16 protein-coding genes are annotated in these 16,276 nt (G+C 42.6%); 12 read left to right on the top strand and 4 right to left on the bottom strand.

Annotated features, from left to right (window positions below; translation table 11 throughout):
* Window positions 1-270: 270 nt before the first annotated feature.
* A complete protein-coding gene (locus AC6CIB_RS15515; RefSeq protein WP_498282121.1) occupies window positions 271-1,071 on the bottom strand; it encodes an NAD kinase in 801 nt (266 codons plus the stop codon).
* 158 nt (window positions 1,072-1,229) lie between these two features.
* Here AC6CIB_RS15515 and sppA point away from each other — a divergent pair, with 158 nt between their 5' ends.
* The 8 genes from sppA to AC6CIB_RS15475 all read left to right on the top strand — a co-directional run bounded on the left by sppA (window position 1,230) and on the right by AC6CIB_RS15475 (window position 9,261).
* Complete coding sequence (gene sppA / locus AC6CIB_RS15510; protein ID WP_498282119.1) at window positions 1,230-2,240, top strand: signal peptide peptidase SppA; 1,011 nt, start codon at window positions 1,230-1,232, stop codon at window positions 2,238-2,240.
* A gap of 104 nt (window positions 2,241-2,344) precedes the next feature.
* On the top strand, window positions 2,345-2,797 hold the full coding sequence (locus AC6CIB_RS15505; RefSeq protein WP_498282189.1) for an RDD family protein: 453 nt from the start codon (window positions 2,345-2,347) through the stop codon (window positions 2,795-2,797).
* A 395-nt stretch (window positions 2,798-3,192) separates the two neighbouring features.
* Entirely contained in the window at window positions 3,193-3,903 is a 711-nt protein-coding gene (locus AC6CIB_RS15500) for a DUF2953 domain-containing protein (RefSeq protein WP_498282117.1), read from the top strand.
* A gap of 15 nt (window positions 3,904-3,918) precedes the next feature.
* A complete protein-coding gene (gene ytfJ, locus AC6CIB_RS15495; RefSeq protein ID WP_498282115.1) occupies window positions 3,919-4,398 on the top strand; it encodes a GerW family sporulation protein in 480 nt (159 codons plus the stop codon).
* Window positions 4,399-4,526: 128 nt separating this feature from the next.
* Window positions 4,527-5,027, top strand: a complete 501-nt coding sequence (gene tpx, locus AC6CIB_RS15490; RefSeq protein WP_498282113.1) for a thiol peroxidase — start codon at window positions 4,527-4,529, stop codon at window positions 5,025-5,027.
* 128 nt (window positions 5,028-5,155) lie between these two features.
* Window positions 5,156-6,145 carry a class I SAM-dependent methyltransferase gene (locus AC6CIB_RS15485; RefSeq protein ID WP_498282111.1) on the top strand — a complete coding sequence of 330 codons (990 nt, stop codon included), beginning with the start codon at window positions 5,156-5,158 and terminating at the stop codon, window positions 6,143-6,145.
* Window positions 6,146-6,557: 412 nt separating this feature from the next.
* The gene (locus AC6CIB_RS15480; protein ID WP_498282109.1) at window positions 6,558-7,751 is read left to right on the top strand and encodes an acetate kinase; all 1,194 of its coding nucleotides are present in this window, start codon (window positions 6,558-6,560) and stop codon (window positions 7,749-7,751) included.
* A gap of 670 nt (window positions 7,752-8,421) precedes the next feature.
* Window positions 8,422-9,261 carry an EcsC family protein gene (locus tag AC6CIB_RS15475; RefSeq protein ID WP_498282107.1) on the top strand — a complete coding sequence of 280 codons (840 nt, stop codon included), beginning with the start codon at window positions 8,422-8,424 and terminating at the stop codon, window positions 9,259-9,261.
* Window positions 9,262-9,280: 19 nt separating this feature from the next.
* Here AC6CIB_RS15475 and AC6CIB_RS15470 read toward each other — a convergent pair whose 3' ends face one another.
* On the bottom strand, window positions 9,281-9,598 hold the full coding sequence (locus AC6CIB_RS15470) for a hypothetical protein (RefSeq protein ID WP_498282105.1): 318 nt from the start codon (window positions 9,596-9,598) through the stop codon (window positions 9,281-9,283).
* Window positions 9,599-9,807: 209 nt separating this feature from the next.
* Here AC6CIB_RS15470 and AC6CIB_RS15465 point away from each other — a divergent pair, with 209 nt between their 5' ends.
* Window positions 9,808-11,019 (top strand): argininosuccinate synthase, encoded by a 1,212-nt coding sequence (locus AC6CIB_RS15465; RefSeq protein WP_498282103.1) that lies wholly within the window; start codon window positions 9,808-9,810, stop codon window positions 11,017-11,019.
* Window positions 11,016-12,410, top strand: coding sequence for an argininosuccinate lyase (gene argH, locus AC6CIB_RS15460; RefSeq protein WP_498282101.1), 1,395 nt, complete (start codon window positions 11,016-11,018; stop codon window positions 12,408-12,410). The genes AC6CIB_RS15465 and argH overlap by 4 nt, the downstream gene beginning before the upstream one ends.
* A 257-nt stretch (window positions 12,411-12,667) precedes the next feature.
* On the opposite strand, the gene AC6CIB_RS15455 is transcribed toward argH, so the two are convergent.
* The gene (locus AC6CIB_RS15455) at window positions 12,668-13,120 is read right to left on the bottom strand and encodes a universal stress protein (protein WP_498282099.1); all 453 of its coding nucleotides are present in this window, start codon (window positions 13,118-13,120) and stop codon (window positions 12,668-12,670) included.
* Between the two features lie 107 nt (window positions 13,121-13,227).
* Between AC6CIB_RS15455 and AC6CIB_RS15450 the strand changes: the two genes are divergently transcribed.
* Complete coding sequence (locus AC6CIB_RS15450) at window positions 13,228-13,380, top strand: hypothetical protein (protein ID WP_498282097.1); 153 nt, start codon at window positions 13,228-13,230, stop codon at window positions 13,378-13,380.
* Window positions 13,381-13,491: 111 nt separating this feature from the next.
* Here AC6CIB_RS15450 and AC6CIB_RS15445 read toward each other — a convergent pair whose 3' ends face one another.
* Entirely contained in the window at window positions 13,492-14,058 is a 567-nt protein-coding gene (locus AC6CIB_RS15445) for a TetR/AcrR family transcriptional regulator (RefSeq protein WP_498282095.1), read from the bottom strand.
* A gap of 159 nt (window positions 14,059-14,217) precedes the next feature.
* On the opposite strand from AC6CIB_RS15445, the gene AC6CIB_RS15440 reads away from it, so the two are divergent.
* The gene (locus tag AC6CIB_RS15440; RefSeq protein ID WP_498282093.1) at window positions 14,218-16,275 is read left to right on the top strand and encodes an efflux RND transporter permease subunit; all 2,058 of its coding nucleotides are present in this window, start codon (window positions 14,218-14,220) and stop codon (window positions 16,273-16,275) included.
* Window position 16,276: the final 1 nt, after the last annotated feature.

The following is a 16,276-nucleotide window of genomic DNA, read 5'->3' as shown; positions in this document are numbered from 1 at the left end:
AGGTGAAAGTGGCGCAAGTTTGGTAGAGAATGCCGCAACAACAGGTGAAAGTGCCGCAACAACCGACAATAGTACCTCAACAATGAAGTGAAATGACACAATGATGCTAACGAATGTCTCGTCCATTAAGAAATCCGCCGTCTCCGTTAAAAAGGGCTCCACATACGATCAAAAATAAACCTATTCTGCCCCATTTAATACAGGGATTCGTTCAAAATGTCACTTAAATCACTTGGCAATTGAGTCTTATAGGAAAAATTCACCCATTCCCTATAAGAACGAACGCTTCACTTTCTCCCAGAATGAATTATCCTTTAATTTTACCGTTTTAATGATTTTATCGCTTAACTTTGCTTCGACTTTTTCCACGTGTTGAATACTCAGAGCCTCATTGTCCATCCCCATTGCAGGGTAGTCATTACCGTCCTGAACAATCTTAAGAACCAAGCGTCGCTTATCACTAAGAATGAAGGAAGACCCGAGCGTACGGTAGCGATTATTATTCAAGGAAGCCATCTCACTTACTTGAATACAAGGCAGCATCGGATCCACCACTGCTCCGCTGACCGATTTATTATAAGCGGTACTTCCCGTCGGCGTCGCAATGATCATCCCATCTCCCCGGAACGTTTCAAAATGATTATCATCGATGAATACGTCCATGACGAAGGTTTTGATGATGCCTGAGCGGATGCTGAATTCATTCAGGCAATGGAAGGAGGTTTGGTTATCGACGGTAATTTCAATGGTCGGATATTTGCGAACCTCGATTTGCTCGGTTGTCATCGCTTCAATCATTTTGGATGTATCATCAATATGGAAGTCGCAATACATACTCAGAGTGCCACCTGTAGAAACACCTGCATACAAGCAATCCTGTCTGAAGCCGGTTTGGCGGACGGCTTGAAGAAACGTTCCATCCCCTCCGATACTGACAATGATATTCGCTGTCTTTGGAGAATCGACAATGTTGAAATCATAACGGTTGGCAAGCTCGTATAATCGGTCCAGCTTTGCTTGCATCCCTTCTTCATGTAAGGCATAGAAGTAAATATTTCGACGGTTATTCATCGTATGTACCCTCCCTGGAATAAAAAATAAGATAATTTTTCCCATTTACTTAAAATTTTGCTAGAATCTAACTTAGTGAATATTCTATCATGTTTTCACATGAGAATGATATTCATATCCTTACATAAGATAGGGTAAACAAGGGAGGAATATACGAAATGAATGCAAAAAGGTGGACGGCATTAGGTATTGCTGTTGGGTTATTTTTTGTTTCTGTTGTAGTCAATTTCGCTACATCTGCGGTGACAAGTGATTTTGATAAAGCATTTGAAGACATTCTTGGCGGAACAGATAACCCTTTTTCAGAAGAGGTGATTGATGAGGGGAATGCCCAGAAACGAATCGCTGTTTTAGAAGTAGAAGGTGTCATTCAGGATACGGGAGGCGCAACTTCCTTATTTGAAAGCCCCGGATACAATCATGAACTCTTTATGGAAAAGCTTGATACGGTTCAAAAAGATAAATCTGTCAAAGGGATTATTTTAAAAGTGAATTCCCCGGGTGGCGGCGTAGTGGAGAGTGCTCAAATCCATTCAAAGCTTGTAGAAATCATGGATAAAGCGAAGAAGCCGATTTATGTATCAATGGGGGGCACTGCAGCTTCCGGAGGTTACTACATATCTGCACCGGCTACGAAGATATTCGCCAGTAAAGAAACACTGACCGGTTCACTCGGTGTCATTATGCAAAGCATCAACTACTCCGAATTAGCAGAGAAATATGGAGTCGATTTCGTGACCATCAAGAGCGGACCGTATAAAGACATCATGAGCCCGACCCGTGAAATGACGGAAGAAGAGAGAAAGATTCTTCAATCCATGATCGATAATTCCTATGAAGGCTTCGTCGATGTCATTGCGAGTGGACGTGAAATGTCAGAAGCAGAGGTCAAGAAAATTGCAGACGGAAGAGTATATGATGGAATCCAGGCCAAAGAAGTCAATCTAATTGACGAATTCGGCTATGTAGAGGATACCATTGAAGCCATGAAAAAAGATTATAAGTTAAAAGATGCTCAAGTATTTGAATATACTGCAGGCGATCCTTTCTCCGAATTCTTCAGTATGGGTGCAAAGAAAATGATCGGTCAAGATATGGAAGCAGCGGTATTAATGAAGCTGCTATCTAAACCAAATTCTCCGCGGTTAATGTATCTATACTCTGAATAAGGAAGGTGAATGAAGTGAGTGACACACAAGATCGTTCTGTACTACATGATGAAGAGCGGGAGCGAATCGATATCGATTCCCTATCTCCTGATCAATCAAGGCTCATGAATCACGATGGATATTACTTAGCAGGATTTTGGATAAGGTTTTGGGCGTACGTACTTGACCTTATCGTGGTTGGCAGCATTACCAGGTTAGTAGTGAATCCAATCTTTAAACTATTGGATATCTCACTTTCAGAAGGCTCCATGTTTGCGCCGATTTCGATATTAACAAGTATCGTCTTCTATGGCTACTTCATTTTGATGACGAGATACTTCAGCCAAACGATCGGTAAAATGGTGTTCGGCATTAAGGTCATTGATTTAAAAGGAATGAAGCCTTCGTGGGGAACGATTATATTTAGAGAGCTGATCGGCCGATTTATCTCTACCACGATCTTTATTCTCTATGTGGTGGTAGCCTTTACGAATAAAAAACAAGGAATACATGATTTGTTTGCTGATACGACGGTGGTTCAGGAAAAGAAGAAGCTGGAGTTTAATCCGGCACTTTAAATAATTGTTGTTTTGAAACCAAACCTGTTTATATGGGTTTGGTTTTTTTATTGAGAAAAGCTTTTTGTTTTCTATTAAATGCAAAAAGACGCATAAATTTTAAAAGCGACGCAAATAATTGAAAAACGACGCAATAACGGTTTGAAATGACGCAATAAATGAAAAAAAGACGCAATTCCAAAGAGAAACGACGCAATGATTAAAAAGGAGACGTCTGAATTGACCTTGTGTGAACCTAGAATCATCCCGTGACCGGAAAAATACAATATCGCAAGTATTTTATGCAGATATACTCTTTTTCCGGTTAATTAAGCGCAATCTCTGGACAAAATCTCTCCTCCTTAGTTTATTTTCCCAGGCAAAGGCCATAATAAGAGGTTGAAGGGTGTGAAAATATGAGTTGGTGGATTTGGGCGTTACTAATCGTTATGGCACTTATCTTGTTGATATTATTTCTTCTTATTATAACGAAGCTGACCGTTACTCTCTCGTTGTACCACGGGAATGATAATGACCATTTCAAGGTGAAGCTGAGAGCATGGTTTGGCTTGTTAAAGTATACAATCGATATTCCGTTAGTCAAACTCGATGACGATGGTCCGAATGTCGTGTTTGAGGAAGAAAAGAAAAAAGGTAATGATAGCAATCCATCAAATAAAAAAGTTTCTAAAAAGAAAATCACTCCAAATGATTTTATAGATAGTTTGAATGATACGAAGCAGATCATCATACATGTTCAATCACTTCACAGAATCATCAGTTCGTTTCTCAAGAAAGTCAAATTGGATCATGTTCAATGGAAAACGTTATTCGGCACTGGCGATGCAGCTTCAACAGGTACGTTAACAGGAACGATCTGGGGGATGAAAGGGAGTATCATCGGCATTCTGAGTGGATATATGCGCCTTCAATCCATGCCCCTTATTGAGGTGACTCCGACATTTCAACACTCCGTGATTCAAACTCAATTTTCATGTATTATCCAGTTTCGCATAGGGAATGCTATCCTAGTAGGTTTCAAGATACTTCGGTACTGGAGAGGCGGTATGGCTAAGTTCAAGACAAAACCCCTTTCCACACTTTCTGGAGAAAAACATTCAGTTTAATAAGGAGGTCTTTACATGTCAGAACATCCTATTGAAGGTCTGATGACCACGGCAATGGAAAATTTAAAAGAAATGATCGATGTGAATACGATTATCGGTGATCCCGTTGAAACACCCGATGGAAGTGTCATCCTGACAGTATCAAAGGTTGGCTTTGGATTTGCTGCAGGTGGAAGTGAATTCATCATTGATGGGAAAGGAAAAGATGATGGTGGTGGAAAAAGCGGAGACGGAGGAAGTGACAAGTCATCTCCTAAACAGCAGCCATTCGGGGGAGGTAGCGGGGGCGGTGTCTCCATCACCCCAATCGCTTTCTTGATTGTCGGTTCAAAAGGAATTAAAATGCTCCATTTAGATGAAAGCACTCATCTGATCGATCGCCTGCTGGACTTAGCTCCCGGTGCCATCGAAAAGATTCAGGGTATGATGAAAAAGGACGATAACAAGCAGGACAATAACAGTCAGGGTAATCACAATCAAAAACTTGATCTGTAAAAGATAGAGAGCTTACTCAATAAGAGTGAGCTCATCTTTTTTTTGAAAAGAACCCCTATGATTTGCTTTATCGTATCGTTTTTCTGTACTATAAACATGTACATATTATTATGGAGGAGGAACAAATAATGGCAAACATTACATTTAAGAATAACCCTGTCACTTTATTAGGTAATGAGGTAAAAGTGGGGGACAAAGCTCCTAACTTCACAGTATTAGCTAATGATTTATCGGAAGTCACACTGAATGATTCCAAAGGCAAGGTGCGTTTGATCAGTGTCGTTCCTTCCATCGATACAGGTGTTTGTGATGCACAAACAAGAAAATTCAATGAAGAAGCAACCAAGTTTGATAATGTAGAAGTATTGACGATCTCCGTGGATCTTCCATTCGCTCAAAAGCGCTGGTGCGGGGCAAACGGTATCGACAATGTTCAAACTCTATCCGACCACCGCGATCTTTCTTTCGGTGAAGCATTCGGCGTACACATTCAAGAGCTTCGTCTGCTTGCTCGCGCTGTATTCGTAATCAACAGCAATGAGGAAGTAACGTATGTTGAATATGTAAGCGAAGCAACCAACCACCCGGATTATGACGCTGCCGTTGAAGCAGTGAAGAACGCTAAATAATTCTTTCTTTACTTAACATTTCTTAGACATGCTGACCTGTTTTTCGAAAGGTCAGCATTGTTTTTTTACAAACGTTATGGACAGAGGTAAAATAGATGAATGAAATTGTGATAAAGGAATGAATGCCGATGATTAATTCGCCAGTCGAATCATTATTTGGAATAATCGATGAAACTGCTACACTACTGCAAGAGGAGTTAGCATGCAGTTATTTAGAAGCCGTTGCCGAAACGGGAGAAAACCTTTTTCAGGGTGACGTCCTGCAAGAGGAAGTAAGTGAACTGACCAAGAAACGCCTGAACAAAAAGTACGATGAAGTAAGTCTTTCTCAGCTGGAGAATGAAAATATCCGTAAAGCCTTTCAGTTCGCGATTTTAAAAGGCATGAAAGAAAACGTACAACCCAACCATCAAATGACACCGGACTCTCTTGGTTTATTTATTAGCTACTTAGTCAATAAATTCACTCCGGGCATGGACAAACTAACCATCCTGGACCCGGCGATCGGAACAGGAAACCTCCTGACGACGGTTCTAAACCAGATGCCAGGAAAAGAAACACAATCCATCGGGGTCGAAATTGATGAAGTATTAATCAAGCTCGCATACGTGGGAGCAGATCTTCAAAAACATCCATTGCAGCTCTTTAATCAGGATTCAATCGAACCGCTGTTTATTGATCCCGTTGACCTTGTGTTGAGTGATCTGCCAATTGGCTATTACCCGAACGATTTACGAGCACAGGATTATGAGTTGAAAGCAGAAGAAGGCCATTCATATGCCCACCATCTGTTTATGGAACAAAGCCTGAAGCACACGAAAGACGGAGGATACCTTTTCTTCATCGTGCCAAATGGACTTTTCGAATCTCCATACAGCGGACAGCTGCAAACGTATTTGAAAGAGAAGGCAGACATCCAAGGCTTCTTACAACTGCCTCTTTCCCTATTCAAAAACAAAAACTCAGCAAAAAGCATCCTGATCCTTCAAAAGAAAAAAGAAGGCCTTCAGCCTCCTAAAGAAGTATTGCTTGCACAGCTGCCAAGCCTATCGAATCAACGCGCCCTGCAGGACATCATGTCCAAAATCGATCAGTGGCTTGCACAGAATAAACAATAACATTTGACAGGACTGCCCATGGCGGTCTTGTTTTTTTGTTTTACTACCCTTCTGTTCGGGGTATGAAGGAACAAGGCATTCGATTTTGGGATATCGACCGTTATTCGGATTTATCAACCGTTAAAAAAATATATCAACCGTTTTTTCATTTATCAACCACATTTTCAATATATCGACCGTTCTACAAGAAGCGACAAAATTCGCACCGACCCCTAACATTCATCTCCCACAGTTACTCCAAATTCTAACTTTTTCGAAAATATTTAATTTAACATGAAAACGATGTCATTTCAAGCTTTTTCTTGAAATAGAGGGGAGTCAGTGATTTAATGGGGAATTGAGAGATAAAAAATGATTCAATGAACAGAATAAATAAGAGTCAAGAGATCGAAAACAAAAGGAGCGATACAACGTGGCAAAAAAAGTGATTGCAATTAATGCTGGAAGCTCTTCGTTAAAGTTTCAGCTTTTTGATATGCCTGAAGAAACAGTTATTACAAAAGGTCTTATTGAACGTATCGGATTAAATGATGCGGTATTTAATATAACGGTGAACAATGAAAAACGTGAAGAAGTGACAGATATTCCTAACCATGAAGTAGCGGTTAAAATGCTGCTTGAAAAGCTGACAGGCTATGGCATCATCGATTCACTTGATGAAATCGATGGGATCGGACATCGTGTCGTACATGGTGGCGAGGTCTTTAATGAATCCGTTCTGATTACGAACGAAGTAGTGACGAAAATCGAAGAACTTTCTGATCTGGCTCCACTTCATAACCCGGCAAACCTGACAGGTATCAAGGCATTCCAAAATGTACTGCCTAATGTGCCAGCGGTTGCTGTTTTTGATACAGCTTTCCACCAATCCATGCCGGAAAGCTCATTCTTATACAGCCTTCCTTATGAGTACTATGAAGATTACGGAATCCGTAAGTATGGTTTCCACGGTACTTCCCATAAGTATGTATCTGAACGTGCTGCTGAAATGCTTGGTCGTCCGAAAGAGCAAGTTCGCTTAATTTCTTGTCACTTAGGTAATGGTGCAAGTATCGCAGCGATCGAAGGCGGTAAATCCATCGATACGTCAATGGGCTTCACTCCTTTAGCAGGTGTTGCCATGGGAACACGCTCAGGTAATATTGACCCTGCCCTTATCCCGTTCATCATGGAGAAAACGGGATCAACGGCTGATGAAGTATTGAATATCCTGAACAAGAAATCTGGTATGCTTGGTGTATCCGGATTCTCAAGTGACTTACGTGATATCGAACAACAGGCTTCAGAAGGTAACGAGCGTGCGGAACTGGCTCTTGAAGTGTTCGCAAACCGTATCCATAAATACATCGGTTCATATGCATCCCGCATGTACGGTGTAGACGCAATTATCTTCACAGCAGGTATCGGTGAAAACAGTACGCTTATCCGTGAAAGAGTCCTTCAAGGGCTGGAATTCATGGGCGTATACTGGGATCCGGCCCGCAACAAGGTCCGCGGTAAAGAAGCATTCGTTAACTACCCGCATTCACCTGTAAAAGTCATGATCATTCCAACAAACGAAGAAGTCATGATTGCACGTGATGTAGTGGAAAAAGGGAATATCTAATAAATGTACAGGATCACCATTTAATTGATGGTGGTCCTGTTTTATTAACTTAAAAAATATTTTAGTCTCTAGTCGTAGAAACCGAGATTTTTCGACACATAAAATTGAAAAGTGGATCATATATCAGAATTCCGGATCATAAGTTGTCGAAACCGGTTCATATATCAGAATTCCGAATCATAAGTGGCCGAAATCGGTTCATATATCTAAAAAGTGGGTCATATAATGGATTGGATCATGCTGGTTGAAGGTGTGAGGGCTTCAAATGAGTTCGTTAAACTCGTCATAGCCCAATTTATAGTGAAAATTTCTCTATTTCATAACTTTTTTGTAGGATTGCATCTAGGATGGAGGTATTATGGCGGATAAGGTGGCGGATTTTTTGTTTGGATCACCTTCGATAAAAAATCATGCGAGATATAATGGGGGGTCATGCCGGATTAGCGATTATCGTGCGTGTAATCGGTTTTTCATGTGACATTCTGATTATCATGCGACATTTCAAATAATCGTGCCGCGATGTCGAATTTTCTTTATGCTGTCCCACAAGCATTTCATTCAGTAATGTAATTTACTGACTATTACAAACACTTCCCCCGTAACAAAAGATTGTCCACTCCATATATGGTATACTATACGTAATTTAAGGAATGTAAAAGGAGTGGGAGAAGTGAACTGGTCAGAACGAGATAAGCAGGTATGGCAGTCGATCAAAGCGTGGAGAGAAGAATTATATGAATACGAAGCGAATGATTTGGAGCATACATATGTGAAGTGGTTGGATTACGCATTTGAATCCATTCCTGAAGATGTTCAGGACCAATTTTTCCAACGCCTGGATGGCTGGTTGTTTCACATGCACTCTCTTATTCAAGGCTCACAGATGCAAAATGACGCCCGTGAGCGCATCCTTGTGACGGCACGAGCCTTTAATCAAGACATTCAGACGGTCGAGGATCTTCATTATTTAACGATTGATCAGCTTCATTACATAGCGGAACAACATGCGGGACGTCATCGCATCTACTCTCTATTACAAGGAGGGGTGACGGGGACCGGCGGCCTGGTGGCATTGGGGTCGGATCTGCCTGCCATGCTCGTCATCAATCTTCGTTCTGTGCAACTCATTGCCGTCACCTATGGATTTGATGTTCAGACCCCGTTTGAAATGATGACGTCACTGAAGGTGTTTCATGCAGCCACCCTTCCGGCAAGGCTTCGCGCCCTTGCCTGGGAAGATCTGATGGAGGATTTAAATAAGAAGGATTCCAATTACTTCTATGATGGATCGGAGCAGCTGACAGACTACACGTGGCTGGAAGGGTCCATGAAGCAGGCACTTAAAGCAATGGCCATCACGATGTTCAAAGGGAAGAAGTGGTCCGGCCTTCCCCTTGTCAGCATCGCCATCGGAGCAGGGTCCAATTATCAGCTTTCCAGAAAAATCACTGATTTTGCGGAAAAATATTATCAGTACCGCTATTTGCGTGAAAAGAAAAATGGCCAATAAACGAAGGGGAATGATGTATTCACATCATTCCCCTTTGTGTTTTTTCCGGATTGGTCCGATACCAGAGCCATAAATCATTGATCTCTGAAGCTCTTTCGGAAATCTCTCCATTGATCATGCAGGATCTCTCGAAGTTCTCTTCCTGAGACAAGTCTCCTTGTAGCCGGTCGATCTCCCCTTCGATTTCCTGGATTCGATCAGGTATCGTGCCCCGTACCCTTTCCCATTCGAGAAGAACCTTTTCCTGTTCCTGCGAAGAATAAGAGTGCCAATCCTTCAAGAGCCGGGGAAGATGGATTCCGAGCCTTGAATTATATGAGAAAAATTCGTTCTTCATTTATCTGGATGCTCCTTACGTTTCATTCTACTTTCATCCTACAATAAATTAACCGACAAGCCCAGTGCGAAGGCAATCTTACAATTTGTTTATAAAATATTTATACAAATTCATGAATAAGTATTGATGATTCTCTGATAAACTGCTAATATAAATTCATCTTAAAGAATAATTATTCAATATATATAGATTAACAGGAGGAGATAAGGATGAATAAAAAAGTGGTATTAGCCTACTCAGGTGGTTTAGATACATCGGTTGCGGTTCAATGGTTAAAGGAAAAAGGATATGAAGTGATTGCATGTTGCCTGGATGTGGGAGAAGGAAAGGATTTAGATTTCGTTCAAGAAAAAGCGTTGAAGGTTGGAGCTTCAAAAAGCTATGTAATCGATGCGAAAGAAGAATTTGCGAATGAATATGCCCTTCTTGCCTTACAAAGTCACGCCCTATACGAAGGGAAATATCCACTGGTATCTGCTCTATCAAGACCTTTGATTGCCAAAAAACTAGTGGAAATCGCTGAACAGGAAAATGCAACGGCGGTCGCCCATGGGTGTACGGGAAAAGGAAATGACCAAGTGAGATTTGAAGTATCCATCGCTGCATTGAATCCTTCTTTAGAAGTGATTGCGCCGGTTCGCGAATGGAAATGGTCACGTGAAGAGGAGATTGAATATGCGAAGGTTAAAGGGATCCCTATCCCCATCAATCTGGATTCCCCTTACAGCATCGACCAGAACTTATGGGGAAGAAGCAATGAATGTGGTGTACTTGAAGATCCATGGGCTGCTCCTCCCGAGGATGCATATGATTTAACGTCCAGTATTGAAAAGTCACCGGACGAAGCTGATGTAGTTGAGATTACATTCTCACATGGAGTACCTGTTGAATTGGATCACGTCGCATACCCACTTGATGAGATCATTTCTAAACTGAATGTCATCGCTGGTAAGCATGGGGTCGGACGTATCGATCATGTGGAGAATCGCCTGGTCGGGATCAAGTCCCGTGAAGTGTATGAGTGTCCAGCTGCCGTCACGCTTTTAAAAGCTCATAAGGAACTGGAAGATCTCACGCTTGTGAAAGAGCTTGCTCATTATAAACCTGTAATCGAGAAGAAAATGACGGAATTGATTTATGAAGGATTATGGTTTTCACCACTGAATAAAGCACTGAAAGCATTCCTTGATCAAACACAGGTGTATGTGAATGGTGTCGTACGTGTGAAATTATTCAAGGGGCATGCCATTGTGGAAGGAAGAAAATCACCTAATTCCTTATATGATGAGAAGCTCGCAACCTATACAAAAGCCGATGAATTCGATCATGATGCTGCCGTTGGATTCATTCAATTATGGGGACTGCCGACAAAGGTTTCAGCAATGGTCAATGCTGAAAAGAAGGAGAAAGTGACTCTATGAGCAAGCTCTGGGGAGGACGTTTTACAAAGAAGCCGGAAGAATGGGTGGATGAATTCAACGCATCCATCTCCTTTGATCAAGAGCTCGTTCTAGAGGACATAGAAGGCAGCATCGCCCATGTAAAGATGTTGAAAAAATGCGGGATTCTCACTGTAGGTGAAGCAGATCAAATCCTTGACGGGCTTCATGTGCTATACGGAAAAGCTGAAAAGAATGAACTTCAGTTTTCTGTCGAGTATGAAGATATTCATTTGAATTTGGAGAAGCAGCTGATTGATTTAATCGGTGAGGTCGGCGGTAAGCTTCATACAGGTAGAAGCCGAAACGACCAGATTGCGACCGACATGCATCTGTTTCTAAAAAGACGAGTGGAGGAGATTGTTGAACTCGTTGAGGATCTTCAGGAGGCCATCATCCTTCAGGCTGAAGAAAATGTAGAAACGATCATACCTGGTTATACTCATCTTCAGCGTGCCCAGCCGATTTCCTTCGCCCATCATCTTATGTGTTATTTCTGGATGCTTAATCGGGATAAGGAACGACTGATCGACTCTCTTAAGAGAATCGATATTTCTCCATTGGGTGCAGGTGCGCTGGCAGGTACGACTTTCCCGATCGATCGGGAATATTCAGCTGAACTGCTTGGTTTCAACTCGTGCTACGAAAACAGTCTGGACGCCGTAAGTGATCGTGATTTCATCCTGGAATTCCTGAGCAACAGCTCGATTATGATGACCCATCTTTCACGTTTGGCGGAAGAGATGATCCTTTGGTCCACAGAAGAGTTTCAATTTATCGAGCTTGATGACAGCTTCACGACAGGAAGCAGTATCATGCCGCAAAAGAAGAACCCTGATATGGCTGAGCTTGTCAGAGGGAAAACAGGAAGAGTGAATGGGAATCTCATTTCTCTACTTACCGTTTTAAAAGGTTTGCCTCTTGCTTACAACAAGGATATGCAGGAGGACAAGGAAGGCATGTTTGATACCGTTAAAACAGTGGTGGGATCATTGAAAATCTTTACTGGAATGATCTCTACGATGAAAGTGAACACGAAACAAATGGAAGAAGCGGTAGGGAATGATTTCTCCAATGCGACGGAACTTGCCGATTACTTGGCGACGAAAGGGATTCCGTTCAGACAAGCCCATGAAATCGTCGGGAAGCTTGTTCTTCATTGTATTGAAAAAGGCTGCTACCTGAAAGATATTTCATTGGAGGAGTACGGTGAGTTTTCTTCATTGATTGAAGAAGATATTTATTCGATTTTGACTCCGTATTCGGCGGTTGAAAGAAGAAAGTCTTATGGTGGTACGGGATTTGAGCAAGTGAAGGTGCAGATTGAGAAGGGGAAAGCTCATTTGGCCTCCTATGTTACTCATTCTGTGTAAAAGAAGGCTGTTATTAAAACTTTCTGCCATAAGCGAGTAGTGGTTGATTTCCTCTACAGGTGCTCGCTTTCCGCGGGGCGGGCGGTGAGCCTCCTCAGCTTCGCTTCCGGGGTCTCACCTGTCCCGTTTCTCCCGCAGGAGTCGAGCACCTTCCGCTCCAATCAACTTTACAGAGTTTTACTTTTTCACATTCTTAAAAAGAGCCGTTGAATGTAGAGTCTTTCTCCATTCAACGGCTCTTTCTTTTACTCTGATAATTACTCTTCTACTTCCTCTGTCCGAACAACAAGTACATCACAGTGAGCTGCCCGTGTGATATGCTCTGACACACTTCCGATGAGGAATCGTTCGACGGCGTTGAGACCGGTTGCGCCGCATATGACAAGGTCTGCTTTGACGTTCTTCGTTGCTTCTCTGGGGATGATCACTTTCGGGGAGCCGTACTCGACATAGGTTTTCACTTTTGTTAACCCTGCTTCTGCAGCTTCTGCTTTGTACTCATCTAACAATTCTTCAGCATACTTGATAGCTCTTTCTCCTACTGTACGATCATAGGATTCGATTGCCGCGAAGGAACGGGTATCGATCACGTGTATTAATGAAAGAATAGCGTCATTCCGTTTTGCGATGGCAATCCCTTTTTTGAACGCCCATTCTGCTTCTTTGGATCCATCGACAGCTACTAATATGTTCTGATATTTTAAACTCATTGTTATCCCCTCCCTACCTTTATCATACTATATATTTCCACTCATATCTGTAGCCAATTTTCAAACAATATAAGGGAATAGATTACTTATTATAAGGGGGAATCGACATGAAGAAGAGGGATCCGAAAGAGCAGTTCACGTATGACGAGCAGGCAAACGAGCAGGTGAGCCAGCAGATCATGGATTCTTATACGAGCGGAGTCATTGATACGGAGAATGGTCAATATGGCACGTATGAGAATGAAGAGTATGACAAGTAGGTAGATGATAGAGCTTGTAGAGAGATACTGAGTATTTCTACAAGCTTTTTTTTATGCTCTGGAATATATGAGAGAAACATATTTACAAGATGTGGATTGCTAGCAAAATCCCTACCTCACCCCCGACAACCCGCGATTAATAAATCGATGCAATATCCCCGCCATCTCCCCAGGCGTCTTATTCATCCCGTTTTCCACCCAATTTTTGATGACATGAATACTTCCGCTCACCATAAACATATTGATGTACTCGTAAGTTTCTTGATCCATCCGGCTTTCGGTGATCCAGTTTTTGAAGATGAATTCATGGGTAATGATCATTCCTTTCTTTAGAAAGTACATATCGGTATTCTCGCTGAGAAGTGCCTCGCAGATGTCGCTTTTGTCGGCGATGTATTCGAATAGCTTTTCGGTCATTTGCAGGGCTTCTTCTTCTTTTGAGAAGTTATACTTACCCAGTGTGATAGTCAGGTCCTCGATGAATTCTTCTTCGATTGCTTCGAGCAGTTCGTATTGGTTTGAGTAGTGGGCATAATAGGTGGATCGGTTGATGTCTGCCGTTTCGCAGATTTCTTTGATGGTGATGCTTGAGATTGATTTATCCTGCAGTAGTTTCAAGAGGCTGTCTTTTAAAACCATGCGTGTATATTTTTTTCGTCGGTCCATTTTTGTATTCAAAGATCAACGTTCCTTTCCTGCTTTTTCTGAGTTATCCAACACACGTGAGTGATGTGTTGAGTATTGAACATTCCTTATACAACTGTCCGTTGAATATCCAACACGGTGTTTATTATAATGATAATGTGAAAATGTGAAAGAGACAAGAGAGGATGAAAGATGATAAATATTGCATCTTGGATCATAAAGCATAAGAAAGCTGTTCTGGTAGCGTTTATGCTGGTGACGGTGCTGTCAACGGTAGCGCAATTTTTTGTGAAGGTCAATTATAATATGGTCGATTATTTGCCTGATGATGCCCAGTCTACTCAGGCCATGGACATCATGGAAAAGGAGTTCACGGGTGCCGTTCCCGATACGCGGGTCATGGTGACAGGTGTGACGATACAGGAGGCACTCGCGTATAAAGAAAAGTTGGAAGCCATAGACGGGGTAACGGACGTGATGTGGCTGGATGATATGGTCGATCTGAAGACGCCTTTGGAAGTGGCAGACAAGGAGACAGTCGAGAATTACTATAAAGATCAGAATGCGCTGTTTTCCATCAGTGTCCGCACCGGGGATGAGGTCCGGATCACCGATGAAATCTATGAGCTGATTGGTAGTGATGGTGCGATTGCCGGTGAGGCGGCGAATACGGCAAGTTCTCAGAAAATGGCCGGAAGTGAATCGATGTATGCAGGGATGTTACTGGTACCCCTCATTATATTGATCCTCGTCATCTCGACGACTTCCTGGATCGAACCACTGTTTTTTCTGATGGCGATCGGGGTGTCGGTTCTGATCAACCTGGGAACGAATATCTTCCTGGGGGAGGTTTCCTTCGTCACTCAGTCGGTTGCGCCGATCCTGCAGCTGGCGGTGTCGCTGGATTATGCGGTGTTCCTGCTTCATAGCTTTTCAGATTACCGGAAAGAGACGGATGATCCAGAAGAAGCGATGAAGCTGGCGATGAAGAAGTCGTTCCCTGCGATCACGGCAAGTGCGGCAACGACGTTCTTCGGATTTATCGCCCTTACGTTCATGGAGTTTCAGATCGGGTCGGATCTCGGGGTGAACCTGGTGAAGGGGATCGTCCTGAGCTTTATCAGTGTAATGGTGTTCCTGCCTGCACTGACGCTTGTTTTTTATAAATGGATGGATAAGACGAAGCATAAGAGTTTTGTTCCGAGCTTCACCGGTATCGGAAATAAAGTATTGAAACTGAAGGTTCCGAGCCTGATCTTTGTATTTGCTATTCTTGTTCCTGCCTTCCTGGGGCAAACGAATACTTCATTCATTTACGGGACGGGGGAACAGCCGGAAAACACCCGCGTCGGGAGTGACTTCAAGAAGGTGGAAGAGGCATTTGGTGAAACGACGCCGATCGTTCTTTTAGTACCTAAAGGAGATGTGGCAAAAGAAAAGGAGCTCGTCGAGGATATCGAGTCCCTTGATTATGTGACAGGAGTCATGGCGTATGTGAACCAGGTTGGTTCTGAAATCCCGCCTGAGTATCTGGACAAATCGATCACGGATGAATTCTACTCTGAAAACTACAGCCGGATCGTCATTAACACGAGTCAGGGTACGGAAGGGGAGGTTCCTTTTTCGATTGTAGAGAAGGTGGAAAAAGCGGCGGCGGATTATTACGGGGATGAAGCATTGGCACTTGGGGAGAGCGTGACGCTTTATGATATTAAGAATACCGTCAACAAGGATAATGTGGTCGTGAATGTGCTGACGGTCGTGACGATTGCCCTTGTGCTTCTGTTCAGCTTTAAATCGATTACGATTCCGGTGGTGCTGCTCATCACGATTGAAGCGGCCGTATGGATCAATTTATCGATTCCATACTTCACGAATACACCCCTCGTGTTTGTCGGATATTTGATCATAAGTACGGTACAACTTGCCGCTACGGTCGATTATGGGATTCTATTCACAGAAGCCTATACACATTATCGCAAGGAAATGCCTGCTAAAGAAGCAATGGTGAGAACCCTGGATGAGAAGACATTCTCTATTTCGATTTCGGCAGCAATCCTTTCGAGTGTCGGCTTTATTTTATGGATCACCTCTTCGAATCCGATCGTAGGATCCATCGGCCTATTGATGGGCAGGGGGGCACTGCTTGCCTTTATAATGGTCTTGCTTGTACTCCCGGCGATGCTATTGGTATTCGATAAAGTCATTAAGAAAACCACCTACAAAGCAAATTATTATGAGGAGAAATGAT

This window comes from Rossellomorea sp. GQ25 (genome assembly GCF_059758515.1).
Note: the sequence above shows the minus strand (reverse complement) of the source record. Positions and strands in the feature narration are given on the sequence as shown.